Source organism: Pseudomonas sp. S2_A05 (assembly GCF_054668485.1).
In genome coordinates, this window is sequence record NZ_CP162775.1 from 4453580 (window position 1) to 4473806 (window position 20227).

Annotated in this window: 21 protein-coding genes and 1 other RNA gene; 10 read left to right on the forward strand and 12 right to left on the reverse strand. The window is 61.3% G+C overall.

Annotated features, from left to right (window positions below; all coding sequences use genetic code 11):
* From AB4O12_RS20310 to AB4O12_RS20325, 4 genes are read right to left on the reverse strand one after another with little or no spacing between them, the layout of a single operon-like run.
* Nucleotides 1–486, reverse strand: a complete 486-nt coding sequence (locus AB4O12_RS20310) for a DUF4442 domain-containing protein (RefSeq protein WP_041476891.1) — start codon at nt 484–486, stop codon at nt 1–3.
* Entirely contained in the window at nt 479–1666 is a 1188-nt protein-coding gene (ubiH, locus tag AB4O12_RS20315; RefSeq protein WP_460059641.1) for a 2-octaprenyl-6-methoxyphenyl hydroxylase, read from the reverse strand. Before ubiH ends, AB4O12_RS20310 begins: the two co-directional genes overlap by 8 nt.
* Nucleotides 1663–2997, reverse strand: a complete 1335-nt coding sequence (gene pepP, locus AB4O12_RS20320; RefSeq protein WP_095181277.1) for a Xaa-Pro aminopeptidase — start codon at nt 2995–2997, stop codon at nt 1663–1665. The genes ubiH and pepP overlap by 4 nt, the downstream gene beginning before the upstream one ends.
* 27 nt (nt 2998–3024) lie before the next feature.
* On the reverse strand, nt 3025–3585 hold the full coding sequence (locus tag AB4O12_RS20325) for a YecA/YgfB family protein (protein ID WP_041476897.1): 561 nt from the start codon (nt 3583–3585) through the stop codon (nt 3025–3027).
* A gap of 125 nt (nt 3586–3710) precedes the next feature.
* Between AB4O12_RS20325 and AB4O12_RS20330 the strand changes: the two genes are divergently transcribed.
* The 4 genes from AB4O12_RS20330 to AB4O12_RS20345 all read left to right on the forward strand — a co-directional run bounded on the left by AB4O12_RS20330 (nt 3711) and on the right by AB4O12_RS20345 (nt 5129).
* On the forward strand, nt 3711–3920 hold the full coding sequence (locus AB4O12_RS20330; protein WP_007911197.1) for a TIGR02449 family protein: 210 nt from the start codon (nt 3711–3713) through the stop codon (nt 3918–3920).
* Nucleotides 3917–4234, forward strand: coding sequence for a cell division protein ZapA (locus AB4O12_RS20335; RefSeq protein WP_016772632.1), 318 nt, complete (start codon nt 3917–3919; stop codon nt 4232–4234). Before AB4O12_RS20330 ends, AB4O12_RS20335 begins: the two co-directional genes overlap by 4 nt.
* A gap of 30 nt (nt 4235–4264) precedes the next feature.
* Nucleotides 4265–4443, forward strand: a non-coding RNA gene (gene ssrS / locus AB4O12_RS20340) — 6S RNA.
* Between the two features lie 80 nt (nt 4444–4523).
* Nucleotides 4524–5129 carry a 5-formyltetrahydrofolate cyclo-ligase gene (locus tag AB4O12_RS20345; protein WP_460059642.1) on the forward strand — a complete coding sequence of 202 codons (606 nt, stop codon included), beginning with the start codon at nt 4524–4526 and terminating at the stop codon, nt 5127–5129.
* A 35-nt stretch (nt 5130–5164) separates the two neighbouring features.
* On the opposite strand, the gene AB4O12_RS20350 is transcribed toward AB4O12_RS20345, so the two are convergent.
* On the reverse strand, nt 5165–5320 hold the full coding sequence (locus AB4O12_RS20350) for a hypothetical protein (RefSeq protein WP_460059643.1): 156 nt from the start codon (nt 5318–5320) through the stop codon (nt 5165–5167).
* 197 nt (nt 5321–5517) lie between these two features.
* On the opposite strand from AB4O12_RS20350, the gene AB4O12_RS20355 reads away from it, so the two are divergent.
* From AB4O12_RS20355 to AB4O12_RS20370, 4 genes are all read left to right on the forward strand, one after another.
* The gene (locus AB4O12_RS20355) at nt 5518–5967 is read left to right on the forward strand and encodes an EVE domain-containing protein (protein ID WP_460059644.1); all 450 of its coding nucleotides are present in this window, start codon (nt 5518–5520) and stop codon (nt 5965–5967) included.
* 123 nt (nt 5968–6090) lie between these two features.
* Nucleotides 6091–7056: an HlyD family secretion protein gene (locus AB4O12_RS20360; protein ID WP_305381729.1), complete on the forward strand. Its 966-nt coding sequence runs from the start codon at nt 6091–6093 to the stop codon at nt 7054–7056.
* Complete coding sequence (gene rbbA, locus AB4O12_RS20365; RefSeq protein ID WP_460059645.1) at nt 7053–9776, forward strand: ribosome-associated ATPase/putative transporter RbbA; 2724 nt, start codon at nt 7053–7055, stop codon at nt 9774–9776. The genes AB4O12_RS20360 and rbbA overlap by 4 nt, the downstream gene beginning before the upstream one ends.
* Entirely contained in the window at nt 9776–10894 is a 1119-nt protein-coding gene (locus AB4O12_RS20370; protein WP_095181272.1) for an ABC transporter permease, read from the forward strand. The genes rbbA and AB4O12_RS20370 overlap by 1 nt, the downstream gene beginning before the upstream one ends.
* Nucleotides 10895–10913: 19 nt before the next feature.
* Here the strand turns inward: AB4O12_RS20370 and AB4O12_RS20375 are convergent, their stop codons facing one another.
* Nucleotides 10914–11321, reverse strand: coding sequence for a flagellar basal body-associated protein FliL (locus tag AB4O12_RS20375; protein WP_056791694.1), 408 nt, complete (start codon nt 11319–11321; stop codon nt 10914–10916).
* 150 nt (nt 11322–11471) lie between these two features.
* Between AB4O12_RS20375 and AB4O12_RS20380 the strand changes: the two genes are divergently transcribed.
* Nucleotides 11472–12449 carry an NADPH:quinone oxidoreductase family protein gene (locus AB4O12_RS20380; RefSeq protein WP_056791691.1) on the forward strand — a complete coding sequence of 326 codons (978 nt, stop codon included), beginning with the start codon at nt 11472–11474 and terminating at the stop codon, nt 12447–12449.
* Nucleotides 12450–12706: 257 nt separating this feature from the next.
* On the forward strand, nt 12707–14056 hold the full coding sequence (gene glpT, locus AB4O12_RS20385; protein ID WP_024014747.1) for a glycerol-3-phosphate transporter: 1350 nt from the start codon (nt 12707–12709) through the stop codon (nt 14054–14056).
* Here the strand turns inward: glpT and AB4O12_RS20390 are convergent.
* From AB4O12_RS20390 to AB4O12_RS20415, 6 genes are all read right to left on the reverse strand, one after another.
* A complete protein-coding gene (locus AB4O12_RS20390; RefSeq protein ID WP_024014748.1) occupies nt 14032–14700 on the reverse strand; it encodes a gamma-glutamylcyclotransferase in 669 nt (222 codons plus the stop codon). The two genes, glpT and AB4O12_RS20390, sit on opposite strands and share 25 nt — an antisense overlap.
* 184 nt (nt 14701–14884) lie before the next feature.
* The gene (locus AB4O12_RS20395) at nt 14885–15853 is read right to left on the reverse strand and encodes a CDP-6-deoxy-delta-3,4-glucoseen reductase (RefSeq protein WP_353188335.1); all 969 of its coding nucleotides are present in this window, start codon (nt 15851–15853) and stop codon (nt 14885–14887) included.
* On the reverse strand, nt 15853–17319 hold the full coding sequence (ubiD, locus tag AB4O12_RS20400) for a 4-hydroxy-3-polyprenylbenzoate decarboxylase (protein ID WP_039757427.1): 1467 nt from the start codon (nt 17317–17319) through the stop codon (nt 15853–15855). The genes AB4O12_RS20395 and ubiD overlap by 1 nt, the downstream gene beginning before the upstream one ends.
* 239 nt (nt 17320–17558) lie before the next feature.
* Nucleotides 17559–18818 (reverse strand): transcription termination factor Rho, encoded by a 1260-nt coding sequence (gene rho, locus AB4O12_RS20405; protein WP_003229334.1) that lies wholly within the window; start codon nt 18816–18818, stop codon nt 17559–17561.
* 247 nt (nt 18819–19065) lie between these two features.
* Nucleotides 19066–19395 carry a thioredoxin TrxA gene (gene trxA / locus AB4O12_RS20410; protein ID WP_003206727.1) on the reverse strand — a complete coding sequence of 110 codons (330 nt, stop codon included), beginning with the start codon at nt 19393–19395 and terminating at the stop codon, nt 19066–19068.
* 120 nt (nt 19396–19515) lie between these two features.
* Nucleotides 19516–20223 carry a FadR/GntR family transcriptional regulator gene (locus tag AB4O12_RS20415; protein ID WP_056791723.1) on the reverse strand — a complete coding sequence of 236 codons (708 nt, stop codon included), beginning with the start codon at nt 20221–20223 and terminating at the stop codon, nt 19516–19518.
* Nucleotides 20224–20227 lie beyond the last annotated feature (4 nt).

A 20227-nucleotide genomic window follows, 5' to 3' on the forward strand; every position in this document is an offset into this window, starting at 1 on the left:
TTAGGCCTGTCTCGCTTGCGGCTTGAGCCGCACGTAAAGGGTTTTACCGACCCGCGCCACAAGGTTGCCGGCGCCGTCATGAATGTCGACCTGCAACTGCGGCAGGTATTTCTCGCCATTGGCGGTCTGCCGGCGGATCTCGTCGAGCAGGGTCTGGTCGATGTTGAACCGGGCGAACACCGGGCCTTTGCCCGGCGCAATGAAATCGATGTCGGCGGCCTTGTCCCAGACGATGTACTTCGGGCCGAGGTTTTCCATGAGCATCAACATGAAGAACGGGTCGACCATCGAATACAGACTGCCGCCAAACTGGGTGCCGACATAGTTGCGGTTGTACCAGCCCAACCCCATGGACACCTGCACATCGCGAAAGTCGTCACTGATGTGCCGCACCCGCACACCCGCGCCGAGATACGGCGGGTAGCAGGTCATTACCCAGCGCATCAATCGCGCCTTGCCGAATGTGTTGCTCAGCCACTCAAGCATCCGGACGGGTTCCCAGGCCCATCGCCTGCCGGGCGAACCAGCGTTTGGCTGGCGGCAGCAGGTCGAGGCCGAGCAGGCCGAGATTGCGCCCCAGCGACACCAGCGGCTGGCTGCTGCCGAACAGACGCGTGACCTGATCGGAGAAGCCCACCGTCAGGTCCTGATCGAGGCGCTGCCGCTCGCGATAGGCCTGCAACGTGGCGAAGTCGCCCAGCGGCTTGTCGCTGGCCAGCAGCGCGGCAGCCAAGGCATCGGCGTCACGCAGCGACAGGTTGAAGCCCTGGCCGGCAATCGGGTGCAGGCTGTGTGCGGCGTTGCCGAGCACGGCCAGATGCGAACGCACCTGTTCTTCAGCTTCGATCAGCGACAGCGGATACAGATGCCGTGCGCCGACCTGTTTCAAGGTGCCGAGGCGGTAACCGAACACGCCTTGCAGCTCGCTGAGAAAATCACGCTCGCTCAATTCAGTCAGACGCTGCGCGTCCATGCCCAGCCGCGTCCACACCAGTGCGCAGCGATTGTCCGGCAGCGGCAGCAGGGCCATCGGCCCCTCATCGGTAAAGCGCTCGAAGGCCATGCCGTTGTGCGCTTCGCTCGGGGTGACGTTGGCGATCAGCGCGCTCTGGTTGTAAGGGCGCTTGCGCACGTTGATGCCCAACTGTTCGCGCAAGCCGGAGCGGCCGCCATCGGCGAGCACTGCGAGATCGCATTCCAGCGTGGTTTCATCGTTGAGGGTCAGGCGATAGCCATCGGCCAACGGCTCCATGCGCGTGACTTCCGCCGGGCAGCGCCACGTGATCACGTCTTTGTCGAGGTGCTGCCACAGGCACTGGCCGAGCCAGGCGTTTTCCACCACGTAACCGAGCGCTGGCACACCCTCTTCCATCGCCGACAAGCGCGCGGTGGAGAAGCGGCCACGGTCAGAGACGTGAATCTGTTTGATCGGCTCGGCGCGGCGGGAAATTTCCTGCCACACGCCCAGGCGCTGATAAATCTGCCGCGAGCCGAACGACAGCGCCGAGGAGCGGGCGTCGTAGCTCGGCTGCCAGTTGTCGCCGGGCGCGAACGGTTCGATCAGGACGATTTTCCAGCCTTGCGCCTTGGCCCCGGCCTGCAACGCCAACGCCAGACTGGCGCCGACCAGACCGCCACCGATGATTGCCAGATTGACTCGACTCATGCTGCGTGTGTCCTTGCTTGTGCCATCAGCGCTTCGATCTCGGCGACGGTTTTCGGCACGCCGCTGGTGAGAATTTCACAACCGGATCGGGTCACGACCACGTCATCCTCGATACGCACGCCAATACCGCGCCATTTCTTCGCCACGTTCTGATTGTCTGCCGCGATGTAGATACCCGGCTCCACGGTCAGCGCCATGCCGACCTCCAGCACGCGCCATTCGCCGCCGACCTTGTACTCGCCGACGTCATGCACATCCATGCCCAGCCAGTGGCCGGCGCGGTGCATATAAAAAGCCTTGTAGGCTTCGCTGGCGATCAACTCGTCAACCTCGCCCTGCAACAAGCCAAGCTTGACCAGACCTGCGGTGATCACCCGCACCGTGGCTTCGTGCGCCTGGTTCCAGTGCTTGTTGGGGGCAATCTCGGCGAATGCCGCTTCCTGCGAAGCCAGCACCAACTCGTAGATCGCCTTCTGCTCTGGCGAGAACCTGCCATTGACCGGCCAGGTGCGGGTGATGTCGCTGGCGTAGCAATCGATCTCGCAACCGGCGTCTATCAACACCAGGTCGCCGTCCTTGAGCAGCGCGTCATTCTGCTGGTAATGCAGGATGCAGCTGTTGCGCCCGGCGGCGACGATCGAACCGTAGGCCGGCATCTTCGCCCCGCCCTTGCGGAATTCGTAATCCAGTTCGGCTTCGAGGCTGTACTCGTGGAGCCCGGCCCGACTGGCTTGCATCGCGCGGATGTGGGCTTGCGCCGAGATCCGTGCGGCTTCGCGCATCACCTTCACTTCTGCCGCCGATTTATACAGGCGCATGTCGTGCAGGAGGTGATCCAGGGCAACGAATTCATTCGGCGGCTGCGCGCCGAGGTGCGCCTTGGAGCGGATCACGTTGATCCAGTCCATCAAATGCCGATCGAATTCAGGGTTGCTGCCCATCGCCGAATACACCCGGTCGCGGCCTTCGATCAGGCCCGGGAGGATGTCGTCGATGTCAGTAATCGGAAAGGCGTCGTCGGCGCCGTACTCGCGGATCGCGCCTTCCTGCCCGGCGCGCAGGCCATCCCACAATTCGCGTTCGGCGTTGCGTTCACGGCAGAACAGGATGTACTCGCCGTGCTCGCGGCCGGGCATCAGGACGATGACGGCCTGTGGCTCGGGAAAACCGCTGAGGTACTGGAAGTCGCTGTCCTGACGATAGACATGCTCGACGTCGCGGTTGCGGATGGCCACCGCGGCGGCGGGCAGGATCGCGATGCTGTTGGGTTCCATCTGCGCCATCAGGGCCTTGCGGCGACGGCTGTATTCCGCTTTGGGGATATGGGTCATGGGCAGATGGCTTTCCCTGGCTCGCGATTAATGCAGCGAAGGTTTGGCGGCTGGCGGCACATCGGACTTCTTGGTTTCCGAGAACAGCAGCAACGGCGCGACGCGCAGGTATTCCATGACTTCCATGTAGTCGGATTCGCCGTCTTCGGATTCTTCCAGCGCGTCCTGCACCTGGGAAATGGCTGCCAGATCCTGCAGCACTTCGGTGGCTTCGGTGCTGAGCATGCTGCTGTCGCGGCAGTTCAGGCCGAAACCGCTGAGGAAGCCCTGGCACCATTCGCCCAGTGCAGCAGCGCGGTCGGCCAGCGGCGCATCGTCGGTCGGCAGCAGCAGCACGACAGTGACGTCGTCGCCGGTCAGCTCGCCTTTGACCATCTCCTGCAGGCCGATCAGGGCGTTGCGGACGTTGTCCTGGATATCGCCTTCGAGCAGCTCGGCGGCGTCGATCAGCCAGCCTTCGTGATCGAAGCCGGCCCCGGCGCAACTGCGCCCGAGCAGCACGCCGTGCAGTTCGGCAGGCGAGACGTTGTGGCCGCTGGCAGTCAGCAGGGTGGCAAAGGCTTGGTACGGGGAATTCGCAATGGTCATGGGCAGCTAGGCGCCAGACGGCGCTATGTCTAGAATGAAGGCCTTGTATCCTACATCGACAGCCCCGCCAAGACCATTAAAGGCTGTCCGCCAGTCACCACCCATCAGACGAACACGTGGACCCAATGGAAGACACCGACCTGCAAGCGCTGATGGCCAGACTCGAACTGCTGATTGGCCGAGTCGAGCAACTTAAGAGTCAAAACGCACTCTTACTAGCTCAGGAAAAAACCTGGCGCGAGGAACGCGCTCACCTCATTGAAAAAAACGAAATCGCCCGGCGTAAGGTCGAATCGATGATTTCGCGCCTCAAGGCCCTGGAGCAAGACTCATGAGTTCAAGCAATAGCGTTACCGTGCAGATCCTCGACAAAGAGTATTCGATCATCTGCCCGCCGGAAGAACGCAGCAATCTGGTCAGTGCCGCGCGCTACCTGGACGGCAAGATGCGCGAGATCCGCAGCAGCGGCAAAGTCATCGGTGCCGACCGCATTGCCGTGATGGCCGCGCTGAACATCACCCACGACCTGTTGCACAAAGAAGAGCGCCCGGACATCCAGGCCAGCGGTTCGACCCGCGAACAGGTGCGCGACTTGCTCGATCGTGTCGATCTGGTCCTGGCCGACGATCAGAACACCGCCAAGGGCTGATTCGGCTGGCAGCTTGAGGTATACTCGCGGCACTCCCTGGGGTGCTTGCCAGTTGACGATGTCCCGGAGCCGATTCGCACTACCCTGGAAGTTGCACGTTGGGCTGGTGTGCATGTCCGCTAGACGGAAAGCCTTAAAGTCTACTGCTTCTTCCACCTTGAACTTTCGGGTTCAAGGGCTGAGTTGACAGCGGTTCATCCGGGGAGCCTGATTCGAATCCGATGTCGGTGTATGCCGACATCGGATTTTTTATGCGTACGTTTTTGCATCCACCTGCCGAAGCCGAACCATGACCGGACCCGCGCTGCTGCCCCGCCCGCAACTCCGCCGCCTGCTGCGCAAGGCGCGCCGCGCACTGACGCCAGGCGAACAACGCCAGGCTGCCAAAGGCCTGTTCCGCCAATTGGCCCAGGACCCGCACTTTCGCCGGGCAAAACATATCTCTCTGTATTTGCCCACCGACGGTGAAATCGATCCGCGCCTGCTGCTGCGCGAAGCCCAGCGTCGCGGCAAGGCAACTTATCTGCCGGTACTCAGCACGTGGCCACGAACGAAAATGGTCTTCCAGCGCATCCGCCCTGGCGAAAAGCTCACCCCCAATCGTTTCCGCATCCTCGAGCCCCGGGCCAATCTGGCTCGGCAACGCAAGGTCTGGGCGCTGGATCTGGTGCTGTTGCCGCTGGTAGGGTTTGACGATGTCGGCGGGCGCCTGGGCATGGGCGGCGGATTTTATGATCGCAGCCTCGCCTATCTGGCCCGGCGCAAGAACTGGCGCAAGCCGACGCTGCTGGGCCTGGCCCATGAGTGTCAGAAGGTCGAGCGTTTGGCGCAGGCGAGCTGGGATGTCCCGTTACAAGGCACGGTCACCGACAAGGCGTGGTATTTCGCAGAGTAGACGCCGCATGGAACAGCGGCGTCGAAGAGACAGGTTCAGCGTTTGAAAGCGGTCGACTGTTGCACCTGTTGCGCCACTTTAATGGGCGCGTCGGTCTTGTTCGCCCACAGGCTCTGCGCGTAACCGGTGGTTACCACGCCCAGGCCAAACAAAATTACCAAAGTCCATAGCAAATCCGGTTTGCGTTTCATCGATTGCCCCCCTCAAGGCACATCATCACGATGACAGCAGCGGTTTCCGTTCGTAGGCCGTGCAGCAGCGTCAAGCTTTAAAGGCCGGCATTTTGCGGCAACGTGAACCTGTGCGCAAACGCTGACGTCAACCGACTGTCGGTTTGTCATAAAATTGCCCGACAACCTGCCCAATGACCGCTTCAGGAGCACACGACATGGCCTACTGGCTGATGAAATCAGAGCCCGACGAACTCTCGATCAAGGGTCTGGAAAAGCTCGGCAAGACGCGCTGGGACGGGGTTCGCAACTATCAGGCGCGCAATTTCCTGCGGGCGATGGCGGTCGGTGACGAGTTCTTTTTCTACCATTCCAGCTGCCCCGAGCCGGGGATTGCCGGGATTGGCAAAATTATCGAAGCAGCGTATCCCGATCCGACGGCGCTGGAGCCGCAGAGCCATTACTTCGATCCGAAGGCCACAGCGCAGAAGAATGCCTGGAGCGCCATCGACGTGGCGCACGTCGAAACCTTTGCGCGAGTCTTGAAGCTCGACTACCTGAAACAGCAGACCGCGCTGGCAGAAATGCCACTGGTGCAGAAAGGCTCGCGGCTTTCAGTGATGCCCGTCACCGCCGAACAATGGGCCGCAGTGCTCGGCCTGCGCTGAGAACTGCCAAGTCACTCCGTGGTGGCAGACAAAAGGGTCTAGGCTTGACGCTCATTTGACTGACATCAAGCGCCCCCAGCGCTTGAACCGTCAGAGTGGACGCCACAGCCGCAGGATGCCCCCATGTCGACGCACCGCCGTTCCTCACTGTTATTTGCCGGATCGCTCATAGCCTTGCTGTTGGCCGCTGGCGGCTTCGGTTACTGGAAGTCGATGAGCAGCCGCCTGCCCGAGGGGCTGTCGGCCGGCAACGGACGACTTGAGGCCACCGAAGTGCAAATCGCCAGCAAGACCCCCGGTCGCCTCGCCGAGGTATTGGTCGATGAAGGCGACAAGGTCACTCAAGGCCAACTGCTGGCCCGCATGGACACCCGCACTCTTGAAGCCCAGCGCAACCAGGCCGAAGCCGAGGTGGTGCGCGCCCGGGAAAACCTCAACGCCGCCCAAGCCAACGTGCAGTTGCGTCAGAGTGAGCTACTGCTGGCCCAACAGGAACTCGGGCGCTCTGAGTCGCTGTTCAAGCACGGTTTCGTCAGCGCTCAGGTCATCGATCAATTGCAGTCGCGCATCGGCACCGGCAACGCTGCCGTGACGGCGGCCCGCGCCCAAGTGTCGGCGGTCGCTGCAGCGATCGGCGCAGCCCAGGCGCAGGTCGCTCAACTGACCAGCGAAATCGACGACAGCAGCCTGCGGGCGCCGATTGACGGCGTGATCCAGTTACGCATGGCCGAACCCGGGGAAGTGCTGGGTGCCGGTGGCCGCGTCCTGCTGTTGATTGACCCCAACGATCAGTACATGAATCTCTACTTGTCCGCCTCGGTGGCCGGGCGTCTGGCGGTGGGCGATGAGGCCCGGGTACTGCTCGATGCCCTGCCCGACAAGCCCTTGCCAGCGAAAATCAGTTTTGTCGCCGGCAAATCGCAGTTCACCCCCAAGGAAGTCGAAACCCGCGACGAGCGGCAAAAACTGGTGTTCCGCGTCAAACTGCGCTTGACCCAACCCAGCGCCGTACCGCAAGCCAAGCCCGGCATGCCCGGTGCCGGGTATGTGCGCACCGCGCCGATCGTCTGGCCGGCCAATCTGCAATGAGCAGCCTCGCGGTCCAGGCCAATGCTATCGCGCACCGCTACGGCAAACAGCAAGCACTGAGCGATATCACCTTCAGCCTGCCAGCCGGCACCCGTTGCGGTCTGATCGGCCCCGATGGCGCGGGCAAGTCCAGCCTGCTGGGACTGATCGCCGGCGTGAAGGCCTTGCAGCAAGGGCAACTGGACGTCCTTGGCGGGCCGATCCAGCAGCGCCACCACCGCGACACGCTGTATGCACGCATCGCTTTCATGCCGCAGGGATTGGGCGGCAACCTGTATCCAGAACTGTCGATCCGCGAAAACATTCAGTTCTTCGCCACGCTGTTCGGCCTGTCGAAGGCCGACAGCGAACAACGCATGCGCAATCTGCTGCTTGCCACCGACCTGCTGAAGTTCGCCGAGCGCCCCGCCGGCAAGTTGTCCGGCGGCATGAAACAGAAACTCGGACTGTGCTGCGCGCTGATCCACGAACCGGATCTGTTAATCCTCGATGAGCCAACCACCGGCGTCGACCCGCTCTCACGACGGCGTTTCTGGGAGCTGATCGACGACGTGCGGCGCCAGCGCCCGCAACTGACCCTGCTGGTCGCCACCGCGTACATGGAAGAAGCCGAACAGTTCGAGCATTGCCTGATGCTCGACAACGGCAAATTGATTGCCACCGGTCTGAGCCGTGAACTGGCGGCCGTCACCCCCAGTGGCAAACTCGATGAGGCCTTCACCCATTTCCAGGGTGACAGCCAGCATGACGTCAGGCCGCTGGTGATTCCGCCACGTAGCAGTGGCAGCAGCGACACCGCCATCGAGGCCCACGACCTGACACTGCGTTTCGGCGACTTCACTGCGGTCGATCACGTCAACTTCGCCATCGGTCGCGGCGAAATTTTCGGTTTTCTCGGCTCCAACGGCTGCGGCAAGACCACCACGATGAAAGTCCTGACCGGGCTGATGCCTGCCAGCGAAGGCCGCGCGACACTGCTCGGCAACCCGGTAAATGCCAAGGATCTGGCCACACGCAAACGGGTCGGTTTCATGTCCCAGAGCTTTTCGCTGTATGGCGAACTCAGTGTGCGACAGAACCTTGATCTGCACGCCCGGCTGTTCGACTTGCCCAAAGCCGAGAGTGCGCCACGCATCGATGCCCTCATTCAACGCTTCAACCTGCTCAGCGTCGCCGATCAGCCGTCCGGCGCCCTGCCTCTGGGGCTGCGTCAACGCCTGTCGCTGGCGGTTGCGGTGTTGCATCGTCCGGAAGTGCTGATCCTCGATGAGCCGACCTCCGGCGTCGACCCGGCCGCCCGCGATGACTTCTGGCGACTGTTGATCGAACTGTCCCGCGAGCAAGGCGTGACGATTTTTCTCTCCACCCACTTCATGAACGAAGCCCAGCGCTGCGACCGCATTTCGCTGATGCACGCCGGCCAAGTGCTGGCGTGCGACACCCCGGCAGCGCTGCAACGTCAGTTCGCTGGAGAAACGCTGGAAGCCGCTTTCGTGACGTGCCTGGAACAGGCTCAGGGCACTGCGCAGTCGCCGCCTGCCAGTGAATCGCCGACCGCGCCAACGACCGCCACGCCGCCGCTCCAGCAGCGCGGTTTCAGCCTCGGTCGCCTGCTGGCAGTGGCCAGTCGCGAAGGCAAGGAGCTGCTGCGTGACAAGGTGCGCATGGCATTCGCCCTGGCGGGGGCAATTTTCATGATGGTGATTTTCGGCTACGGGATTTCCCTGGACGTGGAAAACCTCGCGTTTGCCGTGTACGACCAGGACCAGACACCGCAGAGCCGAACCTATCTGGAGGCCTTTCGCGGCTCGCGTTACTTCGATGAACGGCCAGCCATCCATGATGCACAGGAATTGCACCGACGCCTGCAACGCTCGGAGATCAAACTTGCGCTGGAAATCCCCCCCGGTTTCGGCCGTGACCTGTACGCCGGACGCCAGCCCGCGGTGGCGGCATGGCTGGATGGCGGCATGCCGTTTCGCGCCGAGACCAGCCGCAATTATGTCGAAGCGGTGCACTTGGCCAACCTGCAACAGTTGGCCGAACAGAGCAGTCTCGCCATCAACCATCAGGCGGGCGCCAGCCTGGAAACGCGCTTTCGCTACAACCAGGATGTGGTCAGCGTCAACGCTATCGGCCCCGGCGTCATGGCGCTGATACTGGCGTTCATTCCAGCGATGCTCACCGCACTCGGCATCGTGCGCGAGAAAGAACTGGGCTCGATCACCAACTTCTACGCCACGCCCCTGACCCGCCTGGAGTTTCTGCTGGGCAAACAGGCGCCATACCTGCTGGTCAGTCTGGTCAATCTCGCGCTGCTGGTGGCGATGAACCGCTGGCTGTTTGGCGTGCCGTTCAAGGGCAGCCTGCTGACACTGGCGTTTGGCGGCCTGCTCTACGTGCTGGCGACCACCAGCATGGGTCTGCTGATCTCGGCCTTCACCCGCACACAGATCGCCGCGATCCTCGGCACCATGATCATCACCAGCCTGCCGACCATCCAGTTCTCCGGGCTGATCGTGCCGCGTTCTTCGCTGCAAGGTGCGGCTGCGGTGATGGGCATGCTGTTTCCGGCAGGACATTTTCTCGATATTGCCGTGGGGACGTTCACCAAGGCGCTGGACTTGCGGCAGCTGTGGCCACAATGCCTGGCCCTGTTCGGCTTCTTCGTCGGGTTCACAGGGTTGAGCCTGATCATGCTGAAAAAGCAGGAGGCCTGATGCACAAGTTCGCGCACATCCTGCGCTTGGGACTCAAGGAACTGACCAGCCTGCGCCACGACAGCGTGTTGTTGCTGTTCCTGTTCTACGCCTTCACCGTGGCGATCTACATGCCCGCCGCCGGTTCGGTAATCGGCGTGCACAACGCCAGCGTGGCGATCGTCGACGAAGACCGCAGCGCCCTCTCGCGCCAGTTGGCCCAGGCCCTGCAACCGCCGGAGTTCCAGACGCCGGTGCTACTGCCTTACCCGCAACTGGATCAGGTGATGGACAGCGGCCAGTACACCTTCGTGATCAACATTCCGGCGGGGTTTCAAACCAACCTGCTCGCGGCGCGGCGACCGGCCATTCAGGTCAACGTCGATGCCACCGCGATGAGCCAGGCGTTCATGGGCGCCGGTTACATCGGCCGGATCTTCCAGCGTGAACTGCAGGCCTACGGCGGTCAGAGCGATGCCGCGAGCAAGACGCCGATTTCGCTGACCACCCGCGCGCTATTCAATACCAACCTGGAGGGTGGCTGGTTTCTGGCGGTGATCCAGATCGTCAACAACATCACCATTCTGGCGATCATCCTCACGGGCACCGCGCTGCTGCGCGAACGCGAGCACGGCACGCTCGACCATTTGCTGGTGCTGCCGCTGACGGCGCTGGAAATCATGCTGGCGAAAATCTGGAGCAACCTGCTGGTGGTGGTGCTGTGCACCTGGCTGTCCGTGGAGGTGGTGGTCAAAGGCGCACTCGGCGTGCCGCTTTCCGGCTCAATGAGCCTGTTTTTGCTGGTGACTGCGGTTTATCTGTTTGCCAGTACCGCGCTGGGCATCTTTCTGGCGACACTCGCGCGCTCGACGCCGCAGTTCGGCTTGCTGGCGATTCCGGTGATCATCCCGATGCTGCTGCTGTCGGGCGGCAGCACGCCACTGGACAGCATGCCGCACTGGCTGCAGTGGGTCATGCAGGGCTCACCGTCCACGCATTTTGTCAGCCTCAGCGCCGCGATTCTGTTTCGCGACGCCGGGCTGAGCGTGGTCTGGCCGGAGTTGCTGGCGCTGACTGCCATCGGTCTGCTGTTCTTCGCCATCGCCTTGGCACGCTTTCGCAAAAGCCTGGCGTCCTGAAGAGCAGCAGCCAACGTATTTACTGGATGATCAGGTTGTTGAACAACAGATCCTCAACAACAGGCTTGCCGGTCTCGTCATTCATGACCTGCTGGGTCTGCTTCAACGCTTCCTGACGCAGCTTTTCCTTGCCCTCGATGCTGCCCATCGCCTCGGTCGACTGCTGAGTGAACAACGCCACCAGCTGATTGCGGATCAGCGGCTCGTTGGCCTTGACCAGTTTGGTCGCCTCCTCACCAGTCACACGCAATGCCACATCGGCTTTGTAGACCTTGAGCTTGGCGGTGCCGTCCAGGCCATAGTTGCCGACGAACGGCGGGCTCAGGGTGATGTAATTGACCTTCGGCGCCTCGCCTTCTTTGGCTTCTTCGGCCAGTGCTGCCACAGGCAGAGACAGGGCCAGCAATAACATGATCCACGCTTTCACAATTCGCTCCTTATCCGGTTTGCGGCCTAGCATAACGACCCGCCGCGCAAGCACAAGCTTATGGCTGACTATCAGGGCCGGGCATGCTCGTTGACCCGTTGATTCACACACCTACACTTATCGGCCATCACTCCCAAAGGAATAGCCCTGATGAAAGCCGTGCTGTGCAAAGCCTTCGGCCCTGCCGAATCGCTGGTGCTGGAAGACGTCGCCAGTCCTGTCGCGAAGAAGAATGAAATCCTGCTGGACGTGCACGCTGCCGGAGTCAATTTCCCGGACACGCTGATCATCGAGGGCAAGTACCAGTTCAAACCGCCCTTCCCGTTTTCGCCAGGCGGTGAAGCGGCGGGCGTGGTGCGTGAAGTCGGGGAAAAGGTCAGCCATCTGAAAGTCGGCGACCGGGTCATGGCCCTGACTGGCTGGGGCAGTTTTGCCGAGCAGGTGGCGGTGCCGGGCTACAACGTCCTGCCGATTCCGCCGTCGATGGATTTCAACATCGCCGCTGCATTCAGCATGACCTACGGCACCTCGATGCACGCGCTCAAGCAACGCGCCAACCTGCAACCGGGCGAAACCCTGCTGGTGCTCGGCGCATCGGGCGGCGTCGGCCTCGCCGCCGTGGAGATTGGCAAAGCCATGGGCGCCCGCGTGATCGCCGCCGCCAGCAGCGCCGAAAAACTCGCGGTGGCCAAGGCTGCCGGCGCCGATGAGCTGATCAATTACAGCGAAGCCAGCCTCAAGGAGGAGATCAAACGCCTCACCGACGGCCAGGGCGCCGACGTGATCTACGACCCGGTCGGCGGCGACCTGTTCGACCAGGCCATCCGCGCCATCGCCTGGAACGGCCGCCTGCTGGTGGTCGGCTTCGCCAGCGGACGCATCCCGGAACTGCCGGTCAACCTCGCCCTGCTCAAGGGCGCGGCGGTACTCGGCGTGTTCTGGGGTTCTTTTGCCCAACGCCAGCCACAGGACAATGCAGCCAACTTCCAGCAGCTGTTCGCCTGGTTTGCCGAGGGCAAGCTCAAACCGCTGGTGTCGCAGGTGTATCCGCTGAGCAATGCCGCGCAGGCGATCGATGATCTTGGCCAGCGCAAGGCTGTGGGCAAGGTTGTCGTTCAGGTTCGTTAACAACATGGAGCGATCCGGAGCAACCATCCGGATCGCTTTAGTGTTGAGGTCTGCCTCTTCCATACGTCAAACCGCAGAAACCCACCCGAGCCACCATCCCCTCAGCGCCGCCTTCTTATCTCAGAGCGACATGTTCATAAAGGAACGCTCATCTGCCCAAATTTCCGCTGTTTTGCCGACGTGAAGCGATGCTATTTTCGGTAACGAAACTGTAACATTCGCATCCGCAGTCAAAACAAGAAAACTGGAGCTCTTGAATGTTTGCTTTCTTTCGTCCTGCCGCACATCAGGCTCCGTTGCCTGAAGAAAAAATAGACAGCACCTACCGCCGCCTGCGCTGGCAGATCTTCGCCGGTATCTTTATCGGCTACGCCGGTTACTACCTGCTGCGCAAGAACTTCTCCCTGGCCATGCCGTACCTGATCGATGAAGGCTACAGCCGTGGCGACCTTGGTCTGGCGATGTCGGCGATCGCTATTGCTTACGGCCTGTCGAAGTTCCTCATGGGCCTGGTGTCCGACCGTTCCAACCCGCGCTTCTTCCTGCCGTTCGGTCTGCTGGTCTCGGCCGGGGTGATGTTCATTTTCGGTTTCGCGCCGTGGGCAACGTCCAGCGTGACGATGATGTTCATCCTCCTGTTCATCAACGGCTGGGCGCAGGGCATGGGCTGGCCGCCGAGCGGGCGGACCATGGTGCACTGGTGGTCGCAGAAGGAACGCGGTGGCGTGGTGTCGGTGTGGAACGTGGCGCATAACGTCGGCGGCGGTCTGATCGGCCCGCTGTTCCTGATCGGCATGGGTCTGTTCAATGACTGGCACGCGGCGTTTTACGTCCCGGCAGCAGTCGCACTGGGCGTAGCGGTATTCGCCTTCATCACCATGCGTGACACCCCGCAATCGGTCGGCCTGCCGCCGATCGAGCAGTACAAGAACGACTACCCGGAAGGCTACGACGCCAGCCACGAAGACGAATTCAGCGCCAAGGAAATCTTCGTCAAATACGTGCTGCGCAACAAAATGCTCTGGTACATCGCTCTGGCCAACGTCTTCGTCTACTTGCTGCGCTACGGCGTGCTGGACTGGGCGCCGACGTACCTGAAGGAAGCCAAGGGCTTCACCGTGGATAAAACCTCGTGGGCCTATTTCTTCTACGAGTGGGCGGGCATTCCGGGCACGCTGCTGTGCGGCTGGATGTCGGACAAGATCTTCCGTGGCAACCGTGGCCTGACCGGCATGGTGTTCATGGCCCTGGTGACTGTCGCGACCCTGGTGTACTGGCTGAATCCGGCCGGCAATCCGATGGTCGACATGATCGCCCTGCTGTCGATCGGCTTCCTGATCTACGGCCCGGTGATGCTGATCGGCCTGCAAGCGCTGGAACTGGCGCCGAAGAAAGCCGCCGGTACCGCAGCGGGCTTCACCGGTCTGTTCGGTTATCTGGGGGGTTCGGTCGCGGCCAGTGCGGCGATGGGCTACACCGTTGACCACTTCGGCTGGGATGGCGGTTTCGTGCTGCTGGTCGGCGCTTGCCTGCTGGCGATGGCCTTCCTTGCGCCAACGCTGTGGCACAAGCAAGTCGCCAGTCAGAGCCGTGAAGCGGTCGCCTGATCGCTGTGTGATTTACAGCGCTTGAGCCGCGCCTCCAGATTTCGATCCGGCATGGCGTGGCTGCGCAGGGCGTGCGCGGTCTGCTCGACATAATCGCGAGTGGTGCCGTAACGCCCGCTGGCGCTGGCGAACACCTGGCTGAGCACATGATCCGGCAAGTTGCCGGCATAGCTCGGCAGGTGGCGCTCCAGAACGAATCCCAAAGCCTGCACCTGAGTGCCATCTTCGAGCCGGCAATTGAGCCAGTGCGGGCGATACGAGGGAAACGGCATCTCACGTTTCCACAGGGCATACAGCGCGGTATCGAGATTGTCTTCCGGCAAGCGGTAGGCAAAACCACTGCACGAACCACCACGATCCAGACCGAACACCAGGCCGGGCATTTCCGGCGTACCCCGATGCTCGTGGGACCACAGGTACAAGCCGCGATGGTAGCCATGCACGCGACCGCGCATGCGCTCGACCGCCGTGCATTCCGGCCGCCAGATCAGCGAGCCATAGGCGAACAGCCACACCGGCCCGCCCTTGTGGCGTGCCATGGTCGATTGCATGGAAGCGAGAAGTTGTTCGTGCGTCAGCTGCGGCCCAAGATCGAGCCGCGGAGGGTAAGCCAGGTTCAGAATTGCGTTTTCAATGGCGCTCATGGCGAATAGCGTTCAGCTCCCCGCGGGTGAAGAATTACTTAATAGAACGCACCGTTGTAACAATAAGGCACATATGTTTTAAGGCAAATTAAGTGCCACTGATTAATTGCCTGATTCATATATAACCTAGCGATATTTACTGTTTAGGGTAAATACCGATCGGCTATATACCAAGTTATAAGTCTCAGGAGCGCGGCGCGTAGGCGAACACATCAGCGCGCATCTGATGCGCATCCATCCCCGCCTCGACCAGCGCGTCCAGCGTGCCGTAGACCATCGCCGGCGAACCGCTGGCATAGACGTGCAGCGGCTTCAGATCGGGGAAATCCTCGCAAACTGCCTCGTGCAACATCCCGCAGCGCCCTTCCCAGCCGCACTGGTCGCTGACTACCTTGTGCAGGAACAGATTGGGCAGCTTCAGCCATTCGTCCCAGTGCTCGATCTGATAAAAATCTTCGGGACGGCGCACGCCCCAATACAGATGCACTGGATGCTTGAAGCCTTTGGCGCGGCAATGTTCGATCAGACTGTGAATCTGGCCCATGCCGGTGCCGGCGGCGATCAACACCAGCGGACCGTCGGGTAGCTCCGCAAGATGTGTGTCACCAAACGGCAACTCGACACGTACCAGCGGGTTGCGTTGCAGCTGCTCGATCAGGCTCAACGCACTGGTTTCGCGCGCCAGCACATGAATTTCCAGATCACGCCCGCCGTGGGGTGCCGAAGCCATGGAGAACGCCGATTTCTCACCGTTCTCACGCTCGATCATCAAATATTGCCCGGCGTGATAGCGCGGCGGCTTGCCCGCCGGTGCCCGCAGACGCACGCGCCAGGTGTCGCCGCCGACCTCGCGGCACTCGATGACCTGACACGACAGGCTACGCACCGGCAGCTCACCCAGTGCGAGCACGCCATCCCACAACAGCACGCAGTCTTCCAGCGGTGCGGCGATGCAGGTGTAGAACTCGCCATGGTCGTGGACTTTGCCGGCCTGCTCGACGCGGCCCTCCACCAGCAGCGCTGCACACACGTGGCAATTGCCGTTGCGGCAGCTTTGCGGGCAGTCATAGCCCAGGCGCCGCGCACCGTCGAGTATCCGCTCACCGGGCTGTATCTCGAGCACTGCTCCGGAAGGCTGCAGGGTTACACGCATCAATCTATTCCTAACTGATTCCAGATGGCATCGATCCGTTGGGTGACGGCGTCGTCCTTGACGATCACGCGGCCCCACTCGCGAGTGGTTTCGCCCGGCCACTTGTGGGTGGCATCCAGGCCCATTTTCGAGCCCAGGCCGGAGATCGGCGAGGCGAAGTCGAGGTAGTCGATCGGCGTGTTATCGATCATCACCGTATCGCGCTTGGGATCCATGCGCGTGGTGATAGCCCAGATCACGTCGTTCCAGTCGCGGGCGTTGATATCGTCGTCAGTGACGATAACGAACTTGGTGTACATGAACTGTCGCAAAAACGACCAGACACCGAGCATCACGCGCTTGGCATGCCCCGGATACGACTTCTTCATCGTCACCACGGCCATGCGGTACGAGCAGCCTTCCGGCGGCAGGTAGAAGTCGGTGATTTCCGGGAACTGCTTCTGCAGGATCGGCACGAACACTTCGTTCAGCGCCACGCCGAGAATCGCCGGCTCATCCGGCGGACGGCCGGTGTAGGTGCTGTGATAGATCGGCTTGATCCGGTGGGTGATGCGCTCGACGGTGAACACCGGGAAGCTGTCGACTTCGTTGTAGTAACCGGTGTGGTCGCCATAAGGGCCTTCGTCGGCCATTTCGCCCGGATGAATCACGCCTTCAAGGATGATTTCGGCGGTGGCCGGTACTTGCAGATCGTTGCCACGGCACTTGACCAGTTCGGTACGGTTGCCGCGCAAGAGCCCTGCGAAAGCATATTCGGAGAGGCTGTCCGGCACCGGCGTCACGGCACCGAGAATCGTCGCCGGATCGGCGCCAAGGGCCACGGACACCGGGAACGGCTGGCCCGGGTGCTTCTCGCACCACTCGCGGAAGTCGAGAGCGCCGCCACGATGGCTGAGCCAGCGCATGATCACCTTGTTGCGGCCGATCACTTGCTGGCGGTAGATACCGAGGTTCTGGCGTTCCTTGTTCGGGCCTTTGGTGACCGTCAGGCCCCAAGTGATCAGCGGGCCGACGTCGCCTGGCCAGCAGGTCTGCACCGGCAACATCGCCAGATCGACATCGTCGCCTTCGATGACCACTTCCTGGCATACCGCGTCTTTGACGACTTTCGGCGCCATCGAAATGATCTTGCGGAAGATCGGCAGTTTCGACCACGCGTCCTTCAAGCCCTTCGGCGGCTCCGGCTCCTTGAGGAAGGCCAGCAGCTTGCCGATTTCGCGCAGCTCGCTGACCGACTCGGCGCCCATGCCCATGGCCACGCGCTCGGGGGTGCCGAACAGGTTGCCGAGCACCGGAATGTCGTAACCGGTAGGCTTCTCGAACAGCAGTGCCGGGCCTTTGGCCCGCAACGTGCGGTCGCACACCTCAGTCATCTCCAGCACCGGCGAGACGGGAATCTGGATGCGTTTCAACTCTCCGCGCTGCTCAAGCTGCTGCACGAAATCCCGAAGATCCTTGAATTTCATTGACGATGGCACCCTCAAAATAGGCGTACATCCTACCTGCTCTGAGGGGCAAACAGCAGCCCGTCATTGCTCGATTGTGGTCCCCGCGCTGCGGCGAAGGCGCAGGCCTCGAACTCGGGAGTGCGCTGCCGACGCCGCAATATCGGCCCATCAACAGATATCTGTGATGGCCGCGAGATTTTTCGGGGCAAAAAAAAACGCCCCCTCGCGGGAGCGTCCTTTGCTGAAACGCCAGCGTATTACTTGCGTTTCATCGACAAGAAGAACTCGTCGTTGGTCTTGGTCGTTTTCAGCTTGTCGACCAGGAACTCGATGGCGGCGACTTCGTCCATCGGGTGCAGCAGCTTGCGCAGAATCCACATGCGCTGCAGTTCGTCGTCGGCGGTCAGCAACTCTTCGCGGCGGGTGCCGGAGCGGTTGATGTTGATGGCCGGGAACACACGCTTCTCGGCGATCTTGCGATCCAGAGGCAGTTCCATGTTGCCGGTACCCTTGAACTCTTCGTAGATCACTTCGTCCATCTTCGAGCCGGTTTCAACCAGCGCGGTGGCGATAATGGTCAGCGAGCCGCCTTCTTCGATGTTACGCGCGGCACCGAAGAAACGCTTCGGCTTCTCGAGGGCGTGGGCATCGACACCACCGGTCAGGACCTTGCCGGAGCTCGGGATCACGGTGTTGTAGGCACGGGCCAGACGGGTGATGGAATCGAGCAGGATCACCACGTCTTTCTTGTGCTCGACCAGGCGTTTGGCCTTCTCGATTACCATTTCAGCAACCTGCACGTGACGGGTCGGCGGCTCGTCGAAGGTCGAGGCAACCACTTCGCCGCGCACGGTGCGCTGCATTTCGGTCACTTCTTCCGGACGCTCGTCGATCAACAGCACGATCAGGTGAACTTCAGGATTGTTACGGGCGATGTTCGCTGCGATGTTCTGCAGCATGATCGTTTTACCGGCTTTCGGCGGTGCGACGATCAGACCACGCTGGCCTTTGCCGATCGGTGCACACAGGTCGATCACGCGACCGGTGAGGTCTTCGGTGGAACCGTTGCCGGCTTCCATCTTCATGCGCACCGTCGGGAACAGCGGCGTCAGGTTCTCGAAGAGAATCTTGTTTTTCGCGTTCTCCGGACGATCGAAGTTGATCGTGTCGACCTTGAGCAGGGCGAAGTACCGCTCGCCTTCCTTCGGAGGCCGGATCTTGCCAACGATGGTGTCACCGGTGCGCAAGTTGAAGCGGCGGATCTGGCTCGGCGAGACGTAGATGTCGTCAGGGCCGGCGAGGTAGGAAGCGTCTGCGGAGCGCAGGAAGCCGAAGCCGTCCTGGAGAATCTCCAGCACGCCATCACCGGAGATTTCCTCGCCGCTTTTCGCGTGCTTTTTGAGCAGGGAGAAAATCACGTCCTGCTTGCGCGAACGGGCCATATTTTCTATGCCCATCTGTTCGGCCAATTCGAGCAGTTCGGTAATCGGCTTTTGCTTGAGTTCAGTCAGATTCATATAGGAATGACGTAATCATTTATGGAGGGGGGAAATTAAGCTTTTGGCTTAATGAGGCCGCGCCGCAGAGAAGGCGACAGGATCGCGAACTAATTCGAAAAGGAGTGCGTCGGCGACGGCTAGCAGGGGGCATTGGAGAAACCAGTGCGGGGCCGAATGTACCACCTGAGTTTCGGAGCGTCTAGCCCTGAATACGCAAAAAGCCCCGCGATTTGCGGGGCTTTTTTTCAGCGTTTTACTGCGACGCTCAGATGTTGGCGTCGAGGAAAGCCGCCAGCTGCGACTTCGACAGTGCGCCGACCTTGGTCGCTTCAACGTTGCCGTTCTTGAACAGCATCAGCGTCGGGATACCACGCACGCCATGCTTGGCCGGGGTTTCCTGGTTTTCGTCGATGTTCAGTTTGGCAACGGTCAGCTTGCCTTTGTAAGTCTCGGCAATTTCGTCCAGAACCGGTGCGATCATTTTGCAAGGGCCGCACCATTCAGCCCAGTAGTCGACCAGGACAGCGCCTTCGGCCTTGAGTACGTCGGCTTCGAAGCTAGCGTCGCTAACGTGTTTGATCAGATCGCTGCTCATGGAATTCTCCAGGTTGTAAGCAAAAAAACGTGGCCCATCATAGCCGCCCTTCCCTTGTTCAGGAAGCCGCAGATGATTGAGTGTTGCTATGGCCCTTGATGAGTTTGGGTATAGCTCAACTCACGCCGTGGCGGGAGCGATGAAGGCGATTCCGGTGCGCAGGGCGGCGTTGCGCACGTGTTCCTGCATGGCTTTCTGCGCCGCCGCCGAAGCGCGGCGCGCCAGTGCGCGGAGGATCTTGCGGTGTTCCTGCCAGGTTTCCATGGCGCGCTCGGCGCGGATGAACGGCAGTTTCTGGCTCTCGAGAAAGATCTCGGCGCTGGCGGTGAGGATGCTCAGCATCGCCTGATTACCGCTGGCGAGAAGGATGCGTCGGTGAAATTCGAAGTCGAGTTTCGCCGCTGCCTCAAAGTCGCCGAGCTTCAATTGCTCGCGCATGGCCGCAACGTTGTCTTCCAGCGCATCCAGATCGAACGTGCTCAACGTCACTGCCGCCAAACCTGCTGCAAACCCTTCGAGCGCATAGCGCAATTGAAAGATATCCAGCGGCGATGCCTGCGCCGCAAACGACCAGCCTGGCGCGTTGTCGCCGCGCGACAATTCGACCGGCGACTGCACGAACACGCCCTTGCCCGGCTGAATGCTGACCACGCCCAGTGCACTGAGCGACGACAGCGCTTCACGCAACGATGCCCGACTGACGCCCAGTTGCAGCGCCAGATCCCGTTGCGAAGGCAACGCGTCGCCGGCACCGAAGCCCTGTTCGGTGATCAGTTTGCGGATCGCTTGCAGCGCCACTTCGGGTACGGCGCGGGAGATCGAATTCATGATG